General features: G+C 42.9%; 27 protein-coding genes and 3 tRNA genes. 16 read left to right on the top strand and 14 right to left on the bottom strand.

Annotation, left to right across the window (positions count from 1 at the left end; translation table 11 throughout):
* The first annotated feature begins 1 nt into the window (after position 1).
* On the top strand, positions 2-505 hold the full coding sequence (locus NWE91_04455) for a 4Fe-4S dicluster domain-containing protein (GenBank protein ID MCW3985645.1): 504 nt from the start codon (positions 2-4) through the stop codon (positions 503-505).
* 35 nt (positions 506-540) lie between these two features.
* Positions 541-1,143 (top strand): 4Fe-4S dicluster domain-containing protein, encoded by a 603-nt coding sequence (locus NWE91_04450; GenBank protein ID MCW3985644.1) that lies wholly within the window; start codon positions 541-543, stop codon positions 1,141-1,143.
* Between the two features lie 26 nt (positions 1,144-1,169).
* On the opposite strand, the gene NWE91_04445 is transcribed toward NWE91_04450, so the two are convergent.
* The 3 genes from NWE91_04445 to NWE91_04435 all read right to left on the bottom strand — a co-directional run bounded on the left by NWE91_04445 (position 1,170) and on the right by NWE91_04435 (position 3,818).
* The gene (locus NWE91_04445; protein MCW3985643.1) at positions 1,170-1,709 is read right to left on the bottom strand and encodes a QueT transporter family protein; all 540 of its coding nucleotides are present in this window, start codon (positions 1,707-1,709) and stop codon (positions 1,170-1,172) included.
* A gap of 121 nt (positions 1,710-1,830) precedes the next feature.
* On the bottom strand, positions 1,831-2,172 hold the full coding sequence (speD, locus tag NWE91_04440; protein MCW3985642.1) for an adenosylmethionine decarboxylase: 342 nt from the start codon (positions 2,170-2,172) through the stop codon (positions 1,831-1,833).
* 5 nt (positions 2,173-2,177) lie between these two features.
* Positions 2,178-3,818 carry a GNAT family N-acetyltransferase gene (locus tag NWE91_04435; protein MCW3985641.1) on the bottom strand — a complete coding sequence of 547 codons (1,641 nt, stop codon included), beginning with the start codon at positions 3,816-3,818 and terminating at the stop codon, positions 2,178-2,180.
* 219 nt (positions 3,819-4,037) lie between these two features.
* On the opposite strand from NWE91_04435, the gene NWE91_04430 reads away from it, so the two are divergent.
* Complete coding sequence (locus NWE91_04430; GenBank protein MCW3985640.1) at positions 4,038-4,439, top strand: hypothetical protein; 402 nt, start codon at positions 4,038-4,040, stop codon at positions 4,437-4,439.
* Positions 4,440-4,612: 173 nt separating this feature from the next.
* On the opposite strand, the gene NWE91_04425 is transcribed toward NWE91_04430, so the two are convergent.
* On the bottom strand, positions 4,613-5,533 hold the full coding sequence (locus NWE91_04425) for a transcription initiation factor IIB (GenBank protein ID MCW3985639.1): 921 nt from the start codon (positions 5,531-5,533) through the stop codon (positions 4,613-4,615).
* 374 nt (positions 5,534-5,907) lie between these two features.
* Between NWE91_04425 and NWE91_04420 the strand changes: the two genes are divergently transcribed.
* Positions 5,908-5,980, top strand: a tRNA-Gln gene (locus NWE91_04420).
* A 140-nt stretch (positions 5,981-6,120) separates the two neighbouring features.
* Here NWE91_04420 and NWE91_04415 read toward each other — a convergent pair.
* From NWE91_04415 to NWE91_04395, 5 genes are all read right to left on the bottom strand, one after another.
* A complete protein-coding gene (locus tag NWE91_04415) occupies positions 6,121-6,603 on the bottom strand; it encodes a peptidylprolyl isomerase (protein ID MCW3985638.1) in 483 nt (160 codons plus the stop codon).
* A gap of 123 nt (positions 6,604-6,726) precedes the next feature.
* Positions 6,727-7,017 (bottom strand): hypothetical protein, encoded by a 291-nt coding sequence (locus tag NWE91_04410; protein MCW3985637.1) that lies wholly within the window; start codon positions 7,015-7,017, stop codon positions 6,727-6,729.
* A 350-nt stretch (positions 7,018-7,367) separates the two neighbouring features.
* Positions 7,368-7,811, bottom strand: a complete 444-nt coding sequence (locus tag NWE91_04405; protein ID MCW3985636.1) for an NUDIX hydrolase — start codon at positions 7,809-7,811, stop codon at positions 7,368-7,370.
* Between the two features lie 70 nt (positions 7,812-7,881).
* A tRNA-Ile gene (locus NWE91_04400) sits at positions 7,882-7,975 on the bottom strand.
* Positions 7,976-8,005: 30 nt separating this feature from the next.
* Positions 8,006-8,197, bottom strand: coding sequence for a hypothetical protein (locus NWE91_04395; protein ID MCW3985635.1), 192 nt, complete (start codon positions 8,195-8,197; stop codon positions 8,006-8,008).
* 78 nt (positions 8,198-8,275) lie between these two features.
* On the opposite strand from NWE91_04395, the gene NWE91_04390 reads away from it, so the two are divergent.
* A tRNA-Asn gene (locus tag NWE91_04390) sits at positions 8,276-8,380 on the top strand.
* Positions 8,381-8,382: 2 nt separating this feature from the next.
* A complete protein-coding gene (locus NWE91_04385) occupies positions 8,383-8,769 on the top strand; it encodes a winged helix-turn-helix domain-containing protein (protein ID MCW3985634.1) in 387 nt (128 codons plus the stop codon).
* 117 nt (positions 8,770-8,886) lie between these two features.
* Here the strand turns inward: NWE91_04385 and NWE91_04380 are convergent, their stop codons facing one another.
* Positions 8,887-10,302, bottom strand: coding sequence for a PKD domain-containing protein (locus NWE91_04380; GenBank protein MCW3985633.1), 1,416 nt, complete (start codon positions 10,300-10,302; stop codon positions 8,887-8,889).
* Positions 10,303-10,443: 141 nt separating this feature from the next.
* Here NWE91_04380 and NWE91_04375 point away from each other — a divergent pair, with 141 nt between their 5' ends.
* Positions 10,444-10,986, top strand: a complete 543-nt coding sequence (locus NWE91_04375) for a hypothetical protein (protein ID MCW3985632.1) — start codon at positions 10,444-10,446, stop codon at positions 10,984-10,986.
* A 128-nt stretch (positions 10,987-11,114) separates the two neighbouring features.
* Here NWE91_04375 and NWE91_04370 read toward each other — a convergent pair whose 3' ends face one another.
* Positions 11,115-11,345: a NifU family protein gene (locus tag NWE91_04370; protein ID MCW3985631.1), complete on the bottom strand. Its 231-nt coding sequence runs from the start codon at positions 11,343-11,345 to the stop codon at positions 11,115-11,117.
* Between the two features lie 102 nt (positions 11,346-11,447).
* Here NWE91_04370 and NWE91_04365 point away from each other — a divergent pair, with 102 nt between their 5' ends.
* The 7 genes from NWE91_04365 to NWE91_04335 all read left to right on the top strand — a co-directional run bounded on the left by NWE91_04365 (position 11,448) and on the right by NWE91_04335 (position 16,455).
* The gene (locus NWE91_04365; GenBank protein ID MCW3985630.1) at positions 11,448-12,002 is read left to right on the top strand and encodes a CoA pyrophosphatase; all 555 of its coding nucleotides are present in this window, start codon (positions 11,448-11,450) and stop codon (positions 12,000-12,002) included.
* Between the two features lie 229 nt (positions 12,003-12,231).
* Positions 12,232-12,417 (top strand): hypothetical protein, encoded by a 186-nt coding sequence (locus NWE91_04360; GenBank protein MCW3985629.1) that lies wholly within the window; start codon positions 12,232-12,234, stop codon positions 12,415-12,417.
* A 108-nt stretch (positions 12,418-12,525) separates the two neighbouring features.
* Positions 12,526-13,650: an Ig-like domain-containing protein gene (locus tag NWE91_04355; GenBank protein MCW3985628.1), complete on the top strand. Its 1,125-nt coding sequence runs from the start codon at positions 12,526-12,528 to the stop codon at positions 13,648-13,650.
* Positions 13,651-13,766: 116 nt separating this feature from the next.
* Complete coding sequence (locus tag NWE91_04350; protein MCW3985627.1) at positions 13,767-13,985, top strand: hypothetical protein; 219 nt, start codon at positions 13,767-13,769, stop codon at positions 13,983-13,985.
* Positions 13,986-14,187: 202 nt separating this feature from the next.
* Positions 14,188-15,282: a DNA polymerase IV gene (gene dinB, locus NWE91_04345; protein ID MCW3985626.1), complete on the top strand. Its 1,095-nt coding sequence runs from the start codon at positions 14,188-14,190 to the stop codon at positions 15,280-15,282.
* A gap of 82 nt (positions 15,283-15,364) precedes the next feature.
* On the top strand, positions 15,365-15,649 hold the full coding sequence (locus tag NWE91_04340; protein MCW3985625.1) for a DUF5615 family PIN-like protein: 285 nt from the start codon (positions 15,365-15,367) through the stop codon (positions 15,647-15,649).
* Positions 15,650-15,882: 233 nt separating this feature from the next.
* Positions 15,883-16,455 (top strand): DUF6125 family protein, encoded by a 573-nt coding sequence (locus tag NWE91_04335; protein MCW3985624.1) that lies wholly within the window; start codon positions 15,883-15,885, stop codon positions 16,453-16,455.
* Between the two features lie 28 nt (positions 16,456-16,483).
* Here NWE91_04335 and NWE91_04330 read toward each other — a convergent pair whose 3' ends face one another.
* The 3 genes from NWE91_04330 to NWE91_04320 form a co-directional block, all read right to left on the bottom strand.
* Entirely contained in the window at positions 16,484-16,939 is a 456-nt protein-coding gene (locus tag NWE91_04330) for a CBS domain-containing protein (GenBank protein ID MCW3985623.1), read from the bottom strand.
* Positions 16,940-17,110: 171 nt separating this feature from the next.
* On the bottom strand, positions 17,111-17,500 hold the full coding sequence (locus NWE91_04325; protein ID MCW3985622.1) for a proteasome assembly chaperone 4 family protein: 390 nt from the start codon (positions 17,498-17,500) through the stop codon (positions 17,111-17,113).
* Positions 17,501-17,579: 79 nt separating this feature from the next.
* Positions 17,580-17,855 (bottom strand): peptidylprolyl isomerase, encoded by a 276-nt coding sequence (locus tag NWE91_04320; GenBank protein ID MCW3985621.1) that lies wholly within the window; start codon positions 17,853-17,855, stop codon positions 17,580-17,582.
* A gap of 188 nt (positions 17,856-18,043) precedes the next feature.
* On the opposite strand from NWE91_04320, the gene NWE91_04315 reads away from it, so the two are divergent.
* Both NWE91_04315 and NWE91_04310 read left to right on the top strand, forming a co-directional pair.
* The gene (locus NWE91_04315) at positions 18,044-20,326 is read left to right on the top strand and encodes an ABC transporter substrate-binding protein (protein MCW3985620.1); all 2,283 of its coding nucleotides are present in this window, start codon (positions 18,044-18,046) and stop codon (positions 20,324-20,326) included.
* Between the two features lie 131 nt (positions 20,327-20,457).
* A partial coding sequence (locus NWE91_04310; protein ID MCW3985619.1) for an endonuclease III occupies positions 20,458-20,889 on the top strand: 432 nt, incomplete at its 3' end.

The following is a 20,889-nucleotide window of genomic DNA, read 5'->3' as shown; positions in this document are numbered from 1 at the left end:
CTTGGCGAAGCTTCACGAAAAGAAGTTTGTCTCAGCCGACCCCGCAAAATGCGTCGGCTGCTGTGTTTGTGAGTACGCGTGTTCTATGGTGAAGGAAAAAACGTTCAATCCGACAAAGTCTCGAATACGTGCTATACGGCTTGGTCCTCTTGTGAACTTGGCAGTTGCGTGCAGACTTTGCGAAGATCCGCCATGTGTTGTTGCTTGTCCAAGAGACGCGTTGTCTCAAGAAGAAAACACGGGAATAATCATGGTTGATGAAGATAAATGCAACGGGTGCGGCTGGTGCATCGAAGCATGCGATTACGGTGCAATCATGTTGCATCCAGAGACAAAGGTGGTTTACGTGTGCGATACATGTAAGGAACTAGGTGAACCCCAATGTGTTGAATGGTGCCCCGAAGAAGCCCTAGACTTTGTGACGGCTGATGTCCTTGCTCAAAAGGCTAGGCGTACAGCGGTAGAGAAGTTGTTCCATGAGGCTGTGGAAAAAGTTTCAGAATAAGATAGCCAACACGTTAAACTAGGAGATCTATTACGATGGACGCAGAGGAAAAGGAAGCCAATCAAAGGTTCCTATCTGTCAACCCTGAAAAGTGTGTCGGATGCAGCATATGCGAGTTTGCTTGTTCGTGGGAAAAAGAAGAGGTGCTTAATCCTCTGAAATCTCGAATTCGCATTATTCGAGGCCCGCCCTTCATACATCTAGCAGTTACTTGCAGACAATGTGAAGACACACCTTGCATACGGGCTTGTCCTAAGGATGCGTTATTTCAATCTGAGGAAACTGGAGCCATACTCGTTGATGACGCGAAATGTGATGGTAGCAAGTGGTGTTTAGAAGCATGCGAATATGGCGCCATAAGGTACGATGAAAACGCTAACACTGTAGTCATTTGTGATCTTTGCGATGGAAATCCTAAATGCAAGGAGATGTGCCCTGAGGAAGCGATAGATTTTGTAGCTGAAGAATCTGACATTGCAAAGACTTGGGTTGCAGCTTCCAAAAAGTGGATTGATGCGTCAAAAAAACTCGTCAAAATGGCTAAAGGCGAAGGCGTAACTGACTTTCTAACAGAAAGCAAAGAGATAATGAAACGTATCGAGGAAAAATACAGAGAGCTTTTCGAGAAGAAAAAGTGACTCTCTCAACTCCCTTTTTGCCCAAGTCATTTGTAAACTTTTAGCCCACGAGACTTCAACGGCTCCACCACTTCAGGCATACTTAATACTTTCAGCAAAGCATAGCCTATTACTGCTATAGCTATCAAACTGCTTACAGTAATGCTTATCATCATAGCCATCCACACCGGTAAGTTTAAGCCAAAAATGTCTGGTGGCGCGAAAAACCACCAAAGATATCCACCGCCTACAATGATGCCTATTGGGAAAGCAGCAACTATACATGCCAGTAATCGACGCTTTCGAAGCAACAGAACTAAAACTGCCGCAGTTAAATTAGCTATTGGCCCAAAAACTACGTCAACTGGACCGACGAAAGCATAAGCGTTAGTTAAGAGGCACCCAACAGTCACTCCAGCTACAACAGGCCATCCAAGCAACGCCGCAAGAGCGATTAAACAGTCTGCAACACGCAACTGTACTGGTCCAGAAATTGCCGGATTCCCAACAGTAACAGCTTGAACCAAGTTGATAACAACATATAAGCTGGTAAAGACAGCCATCAAAGTGAGGTCTCTTGCATCCATTCTCAAATTTACACCTCCACTATTCCGGGGTTTTTATGGCGGAACGGATGGGAGGCACCCACTCACCCGCCAACATGTGCCTAATCGACAAATTGAAGTTATAAAGGTAACGCTGATGGCATCACTCTATTTTTCTTGTAATCTTGCGAATTTCAAATGAAGATGGGTTTAAAGCGTCCTTTACGGCTTGCCATCCTATTTCAGGGTCTATTTCTTCGCTACATATGAAAATGTCTAAGGCAGCGTATTTGTGCTCTGGCCAAGTATGGATTGAAATGTGGGTCTCGGCAAGTATGACAATGACAGTTGTGCCTGTTGGCGAAAACTTATGATACGTGGTTTTAATTATTTTGCTTCCCATCTTTTGAGCTGCCGTTTCTAAGACAGCCGTCAAGAATTTGGCGTTGTCAAGGTCAGCTCTGCATCCGTATAAATCCACTAATAATTCTCTGATTTGCTTCAAGTTTTTCATTTCTCTTCGTTTTCTAGTCTTTTTCTCATTGTTGAGTGTTGCCTTTCGAAGCCAACCTCTTCGAAGAACAAGGCAGCGTCATGGTTAGTAGCGGATACTATAAGGTCTATTCTGCGAATTCCATTGTTCAGGAAGCGATGTTTTGCTGCTTTCATGAGTTTCCTTCCGAATCCCTGATAGCGATGCTTGGGTTTCACGATGATGGTTTTGATGTAGCCGAATTTCTCTTTTGTGCTTCTGTCCTTTTCGATTCTCAGCCACAGCCAGCCAACAATCTCGTTATCCAAAAGCGCAACTTTAAGGTTATCATGCCCCCTTTTTACCGCTTTTTCCAGCTTCTGCCTATGATACTTCTCATCAAGAATCGGCGCCTTTGGAAAAGATTTCCTCGCAATTTCTCTTTCAAACTCAAGTACCGCAGGAAAATCTGCCCACGCAAAATTGCGTAAAACCAACCTATCGACCAAGGCTTTCTTCAGTTTTTGTTTCTTTATCAGCTTGAAACCTTTAACGCTTCCACATTTGGGGCAGCCACTTGCCTTTAGTTCTTCAACAGTTCTAATCGCTTCAGTCACACCCACCATTAATTTTTCGTTACATCGACATTGATATGTTCGCACAGTTTGGGTAATCTCGCCTGTATAGAGCTTGTCGCCGAAAGCCCCCGTAATTAGAGGCTTCGTTTTCTCTGTGGTTTCAAGACGCGCTAGAAAAGTTGTGTTAGCAAACATTCCTGCACCTTCATAAGTGTTAAAATTTGGAATTTGCTCGACAACTGCAAGTCCCATAGCATTCAAAGTCTTCTGCACCATCAACATTCTTTTAGGAGATTTGTGGGCATAAGCCAAGTACACGCTTGCGCCCTTTCGTGGTTGAAGAGCTGTAATGCCGCGTGAAATAAACAGGGTTAAACCGGTAGTTGTATAGGGCGGATCTGTGAAGACAACATCATATTTATGATGTAGATGTTTAGGAAGCGGTTTCCTAAGATCGCATTCGACACAAGTGATATTGAAGCTTTCCCCCTTAGAAACATGTTGAATAGCTCCCAGCAATCTCGAGTCCATGTCAACGACTGTGATCTCTCTTGCAGCTCTCAGCAATCCAACTGCGATAGATGTGAAGTCGTCATCACCTAAAAACAGGATTCTTCTGCCTTCAACATCGCCCTTTTCCAGCATAAAAAGAGCTCTTAAGAGAGCTGTTTCGGGTGTTCCATGTGCCTGATCTAACCATGGCAAAGGTCTTGGTCGTGTGCTCAGGTGCGTTCTCAACTTTTTCAGCAAGGGCATGAATTTATCTGGAATTTGGATGCTTCTTCCTTGACACTTTGGGCATATGACCCTCTGAGAATAAACGAGTCCCAGCTGCTCCTTGACAAATTTCTCTCCTTTTTCGGTTAAAAAGGCACCTCCGTTTCTGGCTACCAAACCTTCATGTTCCAACTCTCTTCTGACAGCTGCAGTAACGGGTACTGGGAGTTGCGTGAAATAAGCGAGGTCCCTGGTGCTTATTTTTTGACTTCTGAAAATTTCTCGGAGTATTTTTTCAACAGCTTCTCCACCTTCCTCTAACTTTGCCTTCTCAGAAATAATTTTTAACAAACTAATTCTGTCTTGAAGCCTTTCTGATTGCATAATATTTGTCTCAACTTAATGATTAGACTACGTCATCAATGAGAATGTGGAGGAATATTTAGTCTTTCCGTAATTTACTTCCTATATATTGGGAGATGGCCCTGAAAAAACAAAGAACCCTCTCCTATTTCTAGGTGTATTAGTGTTGTACATTTATACAGCAATGTTTATTAAGAAACAATATCTGAAGTATTAATAGACGCTATGAAGTTGGTATCTTTGAAGCAGGAAGACCTTGCCTGTCCCTATACTAAATGCGGACAATCGTTTCAGCAGCCAGTGATGGTTACAGATTATTCCAAGCTTCCCCGTGAAACGTATTATGCTTGTCCACATTGCATGTTGCGGTTGGAGATGCTATTAGAAGGCGGTGGAGGGGACCATTTGGGGCATGTGCACATAAAAGCTATTGATGAGGAGGAAACATTATTCTCGCAATTGGGAGTCATTGATAAAAATAGAACATCAGGAGAGGCTGTTTCGAGCCCGCAAGCAACTAGGCCTTCTAAAAGCTGTAGGCACTTCTTAGGATATCTGCGTAGTCGTCCTGAGGAACTTGACATTCCTGACGAGTGCGCCGTTTGTCCGAATATTATGCAGTGTTATATTAAGAGAGAATGATGCAGTTCTTAGTGTTTGTATTGCTTGTGCGGCTTTTAGATTAGCCATTTTATACGTTCCAAACATTGCTTACAAGGATTAGCATTACATACATTATCCGAGTGACACCTGTATCTTTAGTATCTTAGAAGCCTGAACTATAAAGCCCGATTTAAGAGCCACATATTAAAAAGCTAGTCTGGCACCACTATATTCAGTTGCCTCTTCAAAGTCTTATACCGGTTCCTAACAGTAACCTCAGTGACACCTGCAGCCTCAGCAATATCCTTCTGCGTCTTCTTCTCTCCAGCCATTAAGCAAGCAATATACAAAGCAGCAGCAGCTAAACCCATCGGATCCTTTCCAGCCGCAGCTCGCTTACGCTTTGCATCATGCAAAATCTTAATCGCCACACCCTGCGTCGGCCCACTAATTCCAGTCTGCTCAGCAATCTTTGAAACATAAGTCAACGGGTCAGCAATAGGCATCTTAATATCCAACTCACGTAACAACAATCGATAACACCGCGCTACATCCTTCTTGTCCACTAAACTGGCTTCAGAAATCTCTCGTAAAGTCCTCGGTGTACGGGTAGTCCGACAAGCCGCGTACAGAGAAGCAGCTGCAATAGCTGCAATAGAGCGGCCTCGCACCAAACCTTTATCCAAGGCCTTACGATAAACCACCGCCGCCTTCTCCTTAACCGAAGACGGAACATACATTTTATCCGACAATCGATCCAACTCAGCCATGGCCTGCGCTAAATTTCGGTCAACACTTGAATGAACACGTGACCGAATCTGCCACTTTCTCAACCGCCACATCTGCAACCGTGTCGAAAGCGGTAACTTGCGACCAAAAGCATCTCTGTCAACACGGCCAATCGCTGTGGACAAGCCTTTATCATGAACTGAATATGATGTAGGTATCCCAACTCGGCTACGCGAGGCTTTTTCCTCCTGTGTAAAAGCTCGCCACTCAGGGCCTTTATCCATCATCTGCTCACGCAAAACAAGCCCACAATTACCACAAACAGTTTCCCCGCTGTCAGAATCATGGATAAGATTCAAGCTACTACACTCAGGACACTTATCCGTTAAGCGCTGACGCGCCATAGTTTTCCTGCTCATAGCAATACTCTTCTATGATCTAGACTGGCGTAAACCGGTCACAACCATTAATTTCCTCATCAGAAACTTCGGAATTGAAAATCGCCCATTTGGCCGCCGTAGTAAAGCCTAAGGCTTGGTCTTAATATATAAATCTTTCGGTTTCGCCTTTCAGATTCACAAAACTGAAATAAAAAAGGTATTTCACATCAAGAACCCCATTTCTGAGCAAGAGTAAATTACATCAACCTTTTTCACAGCGATTGACGAAAACTCCAAGAGATAAGCTAGGACGCGCAATGGAACAAAGAAAAACTCACGGAAAAACATGTTAAGCTGGATTAGATTTATTAGAGGTGATTAATTTTTTGACTGTATGAAGCCCGGTGGTGTAGCGGTCAAGCATTGCGGGCTCTGGACCCGCTGACGAGAGTTCGAATCTCTCCCGGGCTACTAACCACACACCCTCCACTGATATTTGAAGAGTAGATAATCTGAAAACTGTTAATCAATTGTTTCAAGTGGTTTTCACACGTCTTAGAAAGGTTGAAACCTGATTTCCTAGATTTTCTGACTATTTACGCGCGCGTACGTCAATCAACAAGTTGTGCTTTGATTATTCTAACTTCTTGTAGTGGTCTGTCACTTTCATCTGTCTCTACCTTTCCGATGCTGTCAACAACATCCATCCCCTCTATAACCTTCCCAAAAACAGGATGCTTACTATCCAAATAGTTATTGTCTACAAGATTGATGAAGAACTGGCTGCTTCCCGTATTTGGTCCTGCATTTGCCATGGCTATTGTGCCCCTACTGTTTCTGTTATGATCCGTAAATTCATCCGGTATTGTAGGTATTGAAGGATCACCATATCCCGTCCCAGTAGGGTCTCCTCCTTGGATCATAAAGCCATCAATTACTCTATGAAAAATAGTGCCATCATAAACCCCTTGTTGGACCAGCTCCTTAAAATTTCCTGCTGTAATAGGCATATCATCATACAACTCAATCTCTATGTCGCCCATGTTCGTCCTAATCAAAACCCTATCTGTGCTTGAACCATTTTTACCAACCATACTAAACAACACTATTACTACTGCAATAGTACAGCCAAAACAGCAACTATGAATATAGGCTTTTTGCTCTGCGCGCGCGCAGTCTGCTAACAATGCTTCATTAGCGTTTGTGAACTATTTCGCTCAGGGCAACGGTTTCGAACGTAGATTTTTTTCGAGTTCTCTAGTAGCAACTCTTGAGAGCCAGTAGCTGTCAAGCTTCTCTAAAGCCGCGTCCAGGATGTCTATAATGTCTTGCAAGTCAGTGAATGGTATTGAAAATTTAACGTCTGAACGATCGGAATAGGGCTTCCGCCTAATCACAATTTTTACGTTCTTATAGTTAGTGAGAAATACCTCAAGCTGCCCATAAATGGCGCTGGTTTCACCACCTACCAAACCTCGGGCTAATGGAATCGTTTTTGATTTTCCCATTGAACAGACTTCCCCTTTATAATGTTCACGATTACTGTTAATTAAATCTTACGATTTAATAAAATGTGTTTATGCATCGAAATAGAGGCAAATCATTGCTGGACGCCAAAAAATAGGAGGAGGGAACAGGATAAACCAACTCGATGCCAATGTCCGCTTTGCTCAAGTCGCCGCATTCGACATATTACCAAAATCAAAATACAACATAAAATGATATATATCTAAAATGGATCGACGAAAGGGTGAAGCTAAGGTCTAACGCGAAAGAAGCCTAGGTTGAAGGGAACGACGCAACCAAAAAGAGTAAAGCGTACGCACACATCAAAGGCTAATCTTTTTGTTTTGATATTCTAGCAAGAATCAGACCCTTGCAACATTCCTCGGTTCCTTTCAAAGAACTCTCTAAAGGTCTTTGTCAAATCATGTTCTTCTACTTCGCCTAAAGACACCCAGCGCACATCGAGAACATCGCTTCCTGCTCGGAGACTGCCTCCCTTCAAGTGAACAAGAAAATCGAGAACAACGAAGTGGTAGCGCAATCTGCCTTTTTCGTCTGGCTCCAAGTTATCTACCACGTCGATCAACCTGCGGACTTCCACATCAAGGTTAGTTTCTTCTTTTACCTCTCGAACGGTCGTCTCTTGCATAGTTTCACCAAGCTCAACGAGACCACCTGGAATGCTCCATTTATTTTTACCTGGCTCAGAACCTCGTTTAGCTAGAAGAATTTTGCCATTGCATATGATAACTGCACCTATGCCTACGATAGGCTTTGCGGGGTATTCACGCCTCAAACAATCCATCCTGACACTGATTTCTCATAGTCTCTTGTTGTTAAGATGCCGTTTCAAGTAAACTTAAGGGTGGTGGGCCCGGGGCGATTTGAACGCCCGACCAACAGGTCTCTCTTCCAGACGATTATGAGCCTGTCGCTCTAACCAAGCTGAGCTACGGGCCCTCTTCCCTATTTTGTAGAGTAACAGTGAAATTAAGGTTTTCCAGTTTTACAGGCAGTTCCAAGCAAAATGCCCAATCCGAGGGAGAAGAAGGCTATGGAAAAGGTTTCGTGGTGGATGTCTCCTATTTCAAACAAGACCCCATGTAAAATGTACTGGTGTAGGAGGATCAGAAATCCTAAAGAGAAGCAGAGATAAACAAGGAATCGCATTGGTCTAGACATTCCTTTACCCTCAGACTGTTGTGTTTTGACGTATGAAGATTTAAATATTCCCAGCTTCGTCAAAATAGTCGTTATGTTGCCGCTGTAGCTCAGTTAGGTAGAGCAGCTGACTCTGGTAGGGCTTATCAGAGGCTGAGGCTGTTAACCAGTCGGTCGTAGGTTCGATTCCTACCGGCGGCGCCACCATGATAATTTTCGCAAACCCGCGACCCAAAAGCCGCGTAAGCAAAACACTAAAAAGCATGGACACCGTTTATTTATATTGGTTGTTTGTAATGTTCGGCTTCGACCCAGTAAGGATGTGTTCATTCAAATATAGGGATAGAGTCACGATTTTTAGAGACGTACTTAAGACGATTAGACGATACGATGAAGGTGGAAGAAAATACGCAATCATGAAGCATGCCAGCCTAAGCTATGATCAGCTAAACAAATACCTACTCTTCTTAACTAACATGGGTTACATCAAAGAAACCGCCGAAACATATGGGAAAAAGTACCAAGTTACAGAAAAAGGGTACACGTTCCTTAGAAGCCTCGAAGATCTACGTTTACATCTGCATCAAAAGTAAACACCCTGTTTAAGCACGGAAAAGATTAGGTAACGTTCCGTCTGGCTCACACATTTCCATTAGGATACATAAGCCTTCAACTTTTGGTCTCCGCCTTCAATGGCCAACCAAAGGCATCTAACGATGCTTTTTCCTTATTCTGTAAACAACGATGCCAATTACAGCTATCAATATTATACTGGCGACGAGTACAACTGTCTGCACAAACGCGAAATCGTACGGAGGTGACTCGTTTCCTGTGTGCACGTCGAGCAACATCTCTTTTCGGTATGGTATGGTTGCATTTCGCAACGGATTATATGTAACTCCCCAATTGTCTCGAGCTACCAGTATTATGCGCCATGTTCCGTTCCTGATAAATGTATGAGTCACGCTTGTGCCCTCGTATTCGTAAGCTGGAACAGTTCCGCCAGGTTCGTAGACTGACCATCTATAGTTTGAAATTTGGCTGTCTGGATCTTGATGAAAGCTTTTTTCAGCGTTTAGGATTACTGTCTCGTTTTCACGTATGTAGTTCGGTGAACTTACACTCAGTAGTGGAGTGGTGATAACGACAAAATCCTTAGTGACCGAATCAACAATTGTGGTGTTTCGAAATAAAATAGTGGCTTTGGCTGTAACTTTGTGTAACCCTCTCCTTAAATCCTCAGCTTTCAGAGTGCAGGTATAAGTTTCCATTTCACCCGGGGATAAATTTTCACCCTCCCACATTGCCTGAGGGATGGCGTCGTTATAAACAACTAAGTTGTACGAGTTTGGAACCGTTCCATCATTTGCGGCAAGAACGCGCACTATTGCATCTTCACCTAAGATCAACGGATTGTGCAGTTGTGTACCAATCAAGGCACCAACATCAATGCTGGTGACACGGGTCATCTCTACGGGAGTAAATGCTCCATCTAGAGCGTGATGGGGAATTATGTAATAGATTTGCTCGGCCGCTAGGATAGGATCGAGCAAAAGTTCGACGCTCTCCAAGTGCAGTGAACATGGCTCCGCCTTTTTTACTTTGAAGGTTATTGTAAACACCGTCGCGCTTCTGTTATGGCAATTAAACCCCTCAATGGGAAATATAGGAAATCCGGAGTTTTGTTTGACGGAATATGTGCCTTCAGTTGAGTTTACATCGTCTTGAATTTCAAATATTGGTCCGTAAAGAACACCGTCTGGATGGTCTTCTATTGGCGTCTTGACAAGACGGCTGACATATGCTAGTACCTCAGGATCCCAGCTGAAGTTGATACTGAAGCCATACATGTGGCCTAGAGAATAATTATGACGCGAACCTGGAGGCGGTAGGGGTTCACCCGGTAGCCACTCCTCATCGGTCCCATAGAAGCTATCCGTGAGGTTGAAAACCTTAACGCTTACGTTGAAAGTTGTTCCTACGGCGGCAAAAGCGTCCTGCGGATCCACGTAGACAATCGGCATTTCCATCGGTAATTCAGCAGCGGAAACTGAAATTTTGGGAGTAAGCGTCAATATAACAGTTACCAGCAGTATGAAGACGATTCTCTGCGTTACTTTCTTCATTCCACCCCACCGCTCTCTCGATTAAATGCCGAGAGTCGCGCTTTTATTTCGTCAAGGTTCATCCTTGATTCTCTTCAGGGAATTATATGAATTCTCAAACCTTTAAATGTGATTGAAACATCTGTATTTTTTGTGAATAAGATGCCATCTGCAAAAACCGAAAAAATGTATGAGGAGCTTATTGAGATTTACAAAAGGATGGGACATGCAAACCCTGAGTTGTCATTAAATTATGACATAGAAAAATTAGGCAATAAAGGAAAAAGTAGAGAAAAAGCAATTTTGACCCTTTACAAGAAGGAGACAAGACACTCCCGTCTTCGCAAAGAAATGGAAACATTCGCTGAACGACGCCTCAAGGATCTTGAAAAAGAATTGGAAGAGTTAAGAACATCTACACGTAACCGAGCAGAAGAGGTTGAAAGCATCAAAAAATATTTGGCTTATACGCATCGGTTAACAACCAGCCAGGTCATTGCACGAGTTTGTTTTTACATAATTGGAGCAGCTCTAGTCATTTTATCCGTTTTTCAATATAACGCGCTCACATTATATTTTCGCGCGGCTAGCGGTTTCGAATGGATTTTTATCCTAGACTGCTTCGTAACGTTCAGCCTCGGTATAGCGACAATCGCTTTAGGCTGGGTCCTTGAGAGCATGGCACGTGTACGACCGGTTTTCTAGTAATGCAACTGATGAGAACCAGAACAAATCTTACGCGGAGAGTTTCATTAAAACTTCGAATCAAACACAGAGATAACTTACGATCAGTTCTTGCGCACAAGCAATTATTGCGAGTCCATACAGTTTTTCTAAACCGTTTCAACTTTTGTTATTTCAGGCACTTTTCGCTTTAGGAAGTTTTCAACTCCCCACTTTATCGTCATCGTTGACATTGGACAACCTGCGCATGCCCCCTTCAGCTTAACCTTAGCAACTCCATTATCCACATCGACAAGTTCAATGTCACCACCATCAGCCTGTAGATTCGGTCTTATCTCTTCGATTGCCTTCTCAACTTTTTCTTTGACCTTCTCGTTCATTGCAACTCACTCGAAAACATTAAGAGTGTGTGCTATAAAAACTTCTTGAATACCGCTTCTTACATGGAAGCTGAATTAAGTCATCTTCAATGGGAGACAATAATGCCAAACTATACTAAAACCATAAGAAGCTTGTCGCAAAAGCTGAAACCTGCATCAGAAGCGCAAAATATAGATGCCGCAGTTGCTCTTTTGCTGGAGCCTGCAGATCAAGGTCTTAACATTCTCCTAGTGAAAAGGACAGAGCGCCCTTTGGATCCATGGTCAGGGCAGATGGCGTTCCCCGGTGGAAAACGTGACCCGAAAGATCGGGATATAATACAGACCGTTGTTAGGGAGACACTTGAAGAGACCAACATAAACATTGCTAATCGTTGTCGCTTTCTGGGAGTGCTGGAACATACGAGGTCAACTGTGAGGCCGAAGCTGCTAGTAGCTTCTTTTGTCATCCTTTTAGAACATGAGCCCACAATAATACTGAGCGAAGAATTAGAAGGGTATGTTTGGGCTCTTGTGAAAAAATTGCGAGAATGCAGAGGAACTGCTGATTTCCCTTTCGGAGAAGTCCCAGCTTATTTTGTGGAAGGAAATGTGGTTTGGGGGTTGACTTTCAGAATTTTGGAGAAGTTCACTCAAATCTTCGAGCATATTACTTAGTGTGCTTTGCGCCTGTTTTTCCGTTTTCTTATACATAGTGCGCGTTTGCGTTAGAGAAATGCCCAACCTTTTTTTGCAAAGAAGTACATTTGGGCCTTTTTGGCATCACGGTAATCCATTTAATGTCTTTCAGCTTTTTAGATAGATATAAGTCGATTGCGGGAATAATCACTTTATCATTGAAATAGTTGCTTTTTCTGTGAAAGACTGGGGAAAGGAGAATATCTCTTTGCGTTGCAACAAATGTGTCGCCAGTTTGGATGTTGTTGTGCGGTTGTTGGCTGATCCAGATTGGGGCAAGAAAGCGAAGAAAGTAAAGACTTTGAGAGGAATGCGGCAGATTCTTTTTGACTTCTGTAAGGCCAATGGAAAAGTAGTACGAATAGACAAAGACACTGTATACATCTACATCTAACTGGATGTACGCGATTATTGTATGGTATAATTACTGTCTAGAGATTCAGATTCCCATTTCATAGACCTTTTCATGTCGAAACTAGAAAGTTCCTTTGTGGGATGTCCTATGCGTCGACAAACGGCTGGTAAACTTGTTGCGGCTATTGTCACGGGGGTCTTTTTGGCTTTAATTTTCTCGAGAGTATGCTTTGCTCAAAACTATGAGCAGAAATATTCTCTACTCAAAGGACAGTCCACTTATCAACTCACCCTTTCAACAACGTATTTGCTATACGAATATTATCAGCAAAAGAGCCATCAGTTAACTCAGGACAATTTCGCGAGTTTTGTAACTCCTTATTCGCTGGCGCTTGTGGCTGCAGACATTAGAAGCATCTTTCCTGATGAGGAAGATTTCGTGAACGCGGTTCTCATGGTGGTTCATCAGATTCCATATCAAGTTGTTGAAGAAACCAAATATCCCGTTGAAACTATCGTCGAAAACAAAGGAGATTGTGATTTGCTTTCATATGTTGCAGCGTCGTTGATGAAATCACAAAACTTGAACATTGTCCTACTCTATTATGAACATGAAAGCCACATGAACATCGGCGTAAACCTTCCTAGCCCTCCAGCGGACGTACGAACAACAATTTCATACGTTGACTACAGAGGCGTCCGATACTACATGGCGGAATGTACTGGTGACGACTGGCAGAATGGTTGGAGAGTTGGAGAGTGCCCCTCAGAGCTAGAAGGAGCTCAAGTAGCAGTTGTCACGTTGGAGAATTATGAGCAGATTGCCCCAGGGCAAATTTCATCAAGCTTCGGAACATTCGAATCTTCCGCAATATCTTTGACGATTTCACCAAGCTTTATAGTGGAAGGAAGCGCGGTGGTGATTACTGGGCAAGTTTCTGTCTCAATTTCGAATGGAACAGTCACGTTGTACGCCGTAGAAAATGGTAATTGGTTCTCTATTGGGACTGTGGAGTTAGATACAAATGGGCGATATACGTTTTCGTGGAACCCACCGCTATGGGGACAGTATCATGTAAAAGCAACGTGGTCTGGAGACGATGAATATGCGGGAGCGGACAGTAGAATTGCTTCTGTTTATGTTGTTCCTAGATTTTTGGTGTTTGCTGGTGGTGGAATTGTCATTGTAGCTATAATTGCTGTTGTGGTGTTTCTGATGCATAGAGCTACTTATCCGCATGAAATACAAACTCTTGAAGAAGCTTCTATATGAAGTGTATAAAAGAAGCTTTCATTAGCTGAATATGTCGATTTCGGGAACATTGTTTCTGAAGGAATAAGCATCCTATATAGCAATATAAGAGATATAAGTTTGGAGGTCCGAAAGCCATGAGCCAAAAAAATGAAAAATACGCATTTCCAATCGAAAAGAAACTAGCTGCCATTGAATGGAATCTAGAGCTGCTAAAAGCATCTACTCAAATCACCCACACACCTATACGAACTTTGAAAAGCATGGTTAAAGCTTCCGTGGTAATCCCAACCCAGAACCTGCTACGCGAAATCATTAACTCCCCACTTCAAAGAAAAAAGCTTGCCAAAATTTAGTGTACAGCATCACAAAGCATTTGTACCCACGTGCTAAGACACACATCTTTTTAGATAGAACTCTTAAACTTTTCCATTTGATATTGAAGACAATAGAGCAGTTTTTCTAGAGGAATGCTTTGAAGATCAGAAAAACACCTATGTATGCGCTGAAGTACAATAAAACAGTAGGAATAAGTATCATCTTGAGTGGTTGAGTGCATTGGTACGAAAAGGTAGTAGAGAGGTAGCCAAAGGCAGAATAATTTTTCATGTTGATATGGATCAGTTCTACGCTGCAGTTGAAGAGCGAGAGCATCCAGAATTCAAAGGAATATCTGTTATTGTTGGGGCTGACCCAAAAGAGGGAAAGGGAAGAGGAGTGGTGAGCACCTGTAACTACGAGGCAAGGAAATATGGTGTAAAGTCTAGAATACCCATCTCAAGAGCTTGGAAACTCTGCCCCGACGCCGTATATATAAAACCTAACTACAAGCTTTATGCTCAAGCCTCATCCAGAATCATGGCTATTCTCCAGAAATATACAGATAAATTCGAACAATGGGGGCTCGACGAGGCTTTTCTCAATGTTAGCCTAAAAATAGACAATCTTAGAGATGCAAGACGGTTGGCAGAGGAAATAAAGCGTGAGATCTATAAGAAAGAGAGGCTTACCTGTTCGATAGGTGTTGGACACAATAAATTTGTAGCGAAGATAGCAAGTGATTTTAGGAAGCCTAATGGGATAACAGTTGTTGAAGAGAGTGAAGTTGAAGGTTTTCTGGCTCCGCTACATGTACGGAAACTGTTGTGGGTAGGCAAGAAAACAGTGCGCAGATTAAACGAAATCGGTATAAAAACAATAGGCGACCTAGCTGCTTTTGACGTGTCAGTTTTAACTGAAAAGTTCGGCATAATGGGCGCTCAATATCGCCTCTCATCCCGCGGAGTTGATAACAGTGAGTTTGCTGAGAGAGGCGTAGTCAAGTCTGTGGGCAGAGAAACCACTTTTGAAGAAGATATATCTGACTTTGAGTTAGTCTTCGAAACATTAGATAAACTCAGCCAAGAAATCTATGAAGAACTCGTAGAACGCAAATTGCATTTCAAAACGGTAACTATCAAAATCCGCTACGAGAACTTCGAAACTAACACCCATGGAAAGGCACTGTCTCTTTTCACTAACAATCTGCAAGGCATCCAAAAAACTGCTAGAGAACTCATTCAGCCATATCTCACCAGAAATAGAAAGATAAGACTGATAGGAGTGAGAACGTCAAATTTCACTTCAAGCATGGAACAGAAAACTCTTGTTTGACGATTCTGCTGTCACATTCTTCGCGACGTAAACAATGCTATAAATATGATGTTTCAAATTGTAATGGAACGAGTTGGTCTCATTGAAGCTTCTACTTGATGAAATGTATGCAGGATTGAAAGAATATTTCGAGATTTTGGGATGGGACGTGTTGACTGTACAGGACGTAGGACTGCAAGGAGCAAGAGACAAGGAAGTCGTGGAATATGCAAAGGACAACAACTTATTGCTTATAACTCAAGATCAAAAACCAGCAGACTTGGCCGACCTCATGAATGTCAAACATGTGTTGATCTCCAACGCCACTATTGCTAAAATAGCAGACGCCAAAATAAGAGAGAAATACCCCGATATACAACAGAAATGATGTATAGCGTGAAAATAACGCGCCAAGATAGACGACAAGGAGAAGAAAAAAAATTTGGAGAAAAAAATCAAACGCTATTTAGGATACCCTGTAAAGGGTATGCGTGATCCCCATTATTTGGGGTTGCACACCATTCGCGCTATGCGCTTATCTCTAAATTCTACATCAAAACAATATTAAACTTATGAAGTGAGGATTAATATTCAGAACGCACAGGAGCTGAAAACTTATGTATGTTTATGGAAATAGTCATCAACCATTTACTGGTGCTCATGATGAGTTGGCCTACTAGAACAGACTTGGAAATGTTAGACAACACTCCTAAAGATAAACTTCTCAAGCTTTTCCTTTTGCATATCAAGAATCTTTGGCGGGTTGATGGGCTCTACTTTCTTGGAATAGAAAAAAAATTTGACACAGAGGCAGCTACCCAAATCGATGCGAATTGTTGGAAAATCATGGGCAAAATTGAAGCCAGGGAACTGAAGGAAACTTTAGACGTAAAAGAGAACAATGTTGCAGCTCTGATTCAAACTTTGAAAAACACGAGCTGGGCTCTATATCAAACAGAAAAGGAATCCGAAGTGTCAGTTAAGAGAGGGATTTTCCGAGTGACACGTTGTCGAACTCAAGAAACGCGAATAAGAAAGGGCTTAGATGAGTTCCAGTGCAAGAAAGTGCGATTTGGCTATCTCCAAAGTTTTGCAAAGGAGTTCAATCCAAACATAGAAGTAGTATGCAATATATGCCCTCCAGGTCCACATCCAGAAAACATGTGGTGCGAATGGGAGTTTACTCTTCCTTAATTGTCTCGCCAAAATGTGTTTTGAGCGATTACACGACGTAGTAGTTGACGACTTTCTTCATTCGTTTTGGCGCCATTTGTTTGCTTAGTTTTTTGAGGATGCGAATCATCTGTGGCTGAAAACGTGCAAGATCGGTGAGTGTCACCAGTCCCACGAGTCGTCCGCTTTCAACTACTGGAAGTTTTTTTATTTTCAGTTTAAACATCAATTTGGCAGCCTCTTCTAAGTCCATGTCTGGTTCCACGACGATGAGAGGTTTTGACATCACAGTCTCCACTTTTGTCTTTCTAGGGTTTTTTGTTTGGCTTACCACTCTCTTTAGTAAGTCTCGTTCTGTTAGTATGCCGACTGCTTTGCCGTTTTTGGTGACAATTAGGCAGCCGATTTCAAATCTGTTCATCACGTCTGCTGCTTCTTTTATCGTTGACTTTTCGTCTATCGTAATGACTTCTTTCACCATCGCATCTTCAACCTTTAAGGACATAGATTCACAACCACATTAGTATTCTGAACTCGGCATATAAGCTAACACGGATTTACGGTTGGCTTCTTTTTAGGTTTTGTCTCTACATGGGAAGACAGACATGTGGCGGCACTCTTTCTCTTACACGCACTACTTGTTTTTTTTCTGTTTCTTGAAGAAAGCTTCGTAGGCTCATGTATTAATGCTCTCTCCTTCACGATGTTTCTGTTCTGCTTTGCTTACTGTGGTTACTCTTTCGAAGAGTTTCATGAGGACTGGATTTGCTTCGGTTTCACTTACAGTTTTGAGGTATACGGAAACGAGTCCTATCTTCCCAGTTTTGGCGGCGAGACGTTCTGCTAGCATACGTGCTGTTGTAGTGTTTCTATCCCCCAAAAGCACTGAAGATAAAAGCGGTTGAATTCGTAGCTCAGTAGATGGCACGGATGCTGCTAAGGTGCCTAGCTGGTCTTCCGCTTCGCTAAGTAGAACCAAACTCGCATTTTTGGTCTCTATGTAGATAGCCAAAAAGTGCATGTTTTTCTCTGAAATTTCTTCTTTCACGATTGTTGCTCTGGGCATTCAAGTCACCATGTCATAATTAGCTTTGTATTGCCAGTATTTAGTGTTTAGTGACGGTTGTTTGAAGAAGGATTTTAGCCTATTCAAGCCTCTTTATTACGTGGTATCCAAACTTCGTTTTTACTACAGGTGAAATCTGTCCTTTTTGAAGGGCAAAAGCTGCTTTCTCGAATTCCTTCACCATCTTTCCTCTTCTGAACGTTCCAAGGTCTCCTCCACGCTTTCCCGACGGACAGAGCGAGACCTGCTTCGCAATGTTTGCAAATTTTTCCCCTTTCTTCAACCGTTCCAGAACCGCATTTGCCTCTTTCTCGGTTTTTACAAGGATATGGGCGCAATGAACTTTGTTTGGCATAAAGATTGATTACGTTAATCTGTTTATAATAGTTATTCACAGATTGACGCATAGAAACGAAGATTCTGGGAAAATCATGTTTTCTATTCATAGAAAACCTATTTAAGTCTTTTTGAGTAATACCATAATTAGGTAGTTTTGAATGTATCCTTACGAATTGAAAGCTACCAAGAAAGGAGAAAAACTAATTGAAAAGAACAGTTGAGCAAGTATCTCTTTCAGTGTCGATGCTCATTTTAGTGTTTTCAATATCAACGAATATACCAAACGCTGTAGCTGCAGAATCAGCGACGAGAGGACCTAGAACTGAAGACCTCATCATTAACTTCTATCCAAACATAACTATGGCATATTTGGCGTTGAAGACGGGCGAAATCGACATAATTGGCTATGAGCTCACAACAGATCTGTTTGAGGACGCAATTAATGACGCCAACATCGTGTTAGCTCCTGCTGCCGACCAAGGGATGTACCAGTTTGACATCAACAACAACTGCACCATTTCTACTTATCCTGGCATACGTTCGCCCACAAATTACCAAGGCTTTAGACAAGCCCTCGCATTCTTAGTTGATAAAGACTACATCGTGGAGACGATTTGTGAAGGTTTCGCTGAAAGAATCGACCAGCCAATAGCACCACCGCACAAAGGTTGGCGAAACGAATCCTATTGGTTTCCAAACTACCCCTACGAATATAATCCCAAAGCAGCAGCAGACACATTGGATGCAGCCGGCTTCATGCAAGGCACTGTAGATAACCCATACTACGATCAGGCGTTTCCAAGTTCTGCCAAAAAAATCCGAACCTACCCTGCAGATCACCCACAAAAAGCAGGACAAGACTTAGATGAATTGATCGCCGTGATTAGATTTGACGATTCCAGACGGTTTGAGGCTGGCAATCTGCTTGTCGACAACATGAGAAAGCATGGTATACCTGTGACCGTACCGTACCCAGTTCTCACGGAAAGGGTGTTTCGTGACATGGATTACCACATTTACACAGGTGGATGGAGCCTTGGAAGATTCCCGCCTATATACTTGTACTCCTTGTATGGCCATCCCTTTTGGTATAGATGGGGCCCCAACTACGTTACTGGCGTTGACTGCAATGGCAGCCCCAACTATCCCAAACTGGATCAACTTCTATACGAAGCTAACTATGATCTTATCCGCGATGAGATTGTCGAGAATACTATGAAAGCTTTGGGCTACTTCACCGAACAATGTATAACCATCCCGTTGTTTAGCAATGTGGGCTACTGGGCTTACAGCAAGAACCTGCTTGGCGTCGTTAACGTGGAGGGTTTTGGACCTGAAAACGATTATACCTTTATGAACGCCTACAAGGCAGACGGATCAACCATCGGATTTGGAACTATAGGCCTGCCTGTGACTATGAACATCATCTACTCAGACTGGTTCTACGACATGCAATGCTTAGACAGAATGAACCTCCACGGAGGTCTCGATGTCCATCCATACGACCTTTCAGTTGATCAAGCTGGTTTTGTTCGTGACTGGAAGATTGGATTCTGGAATGATAGCGGTGTGAATAAAACAAAAATTACAAAGTGGCTCAGAAATGATTCCTACTTTGCAGAACCAGTAACAGGTAATCAGAAAGCAAACATTAACACTAGCCACTTCTTCTTCAGCGCTTGGTACATAATTCAAGCCCCAGCAGACTGGTGGAGTTCCACGTTCGACTCCCTTCATCACATTGACATTGTCGACACGCAACAGGTTGACATTTACTTCGACTCCTTAAGCTACTGGAACACCTACAAAGCTGCCGGGTACATTCTACCAATGGATACGTGGATGCAGCAACCCACACTCGGAAGCCAGAGCACGGAAACTTTCGTTGAAGGAATCAACCTTACAACTCCAGGCCCTGTCAACTTAAGCGGCAAGCCAGTCTGGATAAACTCGGTAACAGTGAACGGTACCCCCATAAACATATTCAGTGATTACAACATAATTGAACAAAACGAATTGCCATATGACCCAGAGGGTAAGCTGGAAGTTTTCGTAAACCTGACAGCCAACGCAATAGTTGTTGTAGACTACTGGCAATATGGAGACGCCATCGGCTACACACCTGGCGATTTGTCTTGGCAGACAATTTTTGAGGGCGCTGGGATGTACTACGCAACCGCGTTCACTCCTGGAGTAGATGGTAGCCTGACGCTGAAGCGGAATCCCTACTACTGGATGGAAACACCACTTTTAGGCGAGATCGACTTCGCCTGGAAATTCGAAACCGGACCAAAACCACGCAGTGGCAGCTACAAAATCGACATCTACGACGTAGTGACTGCTGCAGGAGCCTATGGCTCTCAAGGAACTGGCAAGCCAGACAAGAACTGGTTCCCAGGCGCTGACGTGGCTCCGAACGGCGGCGTAATAGACATCTTCGACATAGTCACTATTGTCAGCAAATACGGACAAACATCGGCTCCATAAAATCCCAAATGACGCGCACCGCTCAGATTCTTCAGTACGCTATCTAGTTGACAGCATAAATGGAAAGAGAGAGAAAACAAGCTATATAGATGAGGCTTGTTCAATGGTTGTTTCAATTGGCGACGTACAACATGTCCAAGAAAAGAGCAAACAAAATTTTGAAAGTGCTTCGAAAAGAGTTTGAGTTGCCAAATTGGCGTGAAAAAGAAAGAGATCCTTTCGAAACACTCGTTTTCACTGTGATTTCGCAGAACACAAATGACAGAAACACGGCTAGAGCCTTCGAAAATCTTTCGAAGAAGTTTGAGTTAACGCCCGAAGCTCTTTCGAAGGTTGACTTGGCAGAAATTGAAGAGGCTCTTAAAGTGGCTGGTTTGTATCGCAACAAGGCGAGGGTCATAAAGAAGATTTCCAACATCATTTTAGAAGATTTTGGCGGTTCCCTCAACTTCATATTTGAAACACCGTTCGAACAGGCTCGTGAAAAGCTGCTTGGGTTACCAGGTGTGGGTCCGAAAACTGCAGATGTTGTGCTTCTTTTTGCTGCAAACAAACTAACATTG

The sequence above is a fragment of the Candidatus Bathyarchaeota archaeon genome, assembly GCA_026014805.1.
In the GTDB taxonomy this organism is placed as follows: domain Archaea; phylum Thermoproteota; class Bathyarchaeia; order Bathyarchaeales; family SOJC01; genus JAGLZW01.
Note: the sequence above shows the minus strand (reverse complement) of the source record. Positions and strands in the feature narration are given on the sequence as shown.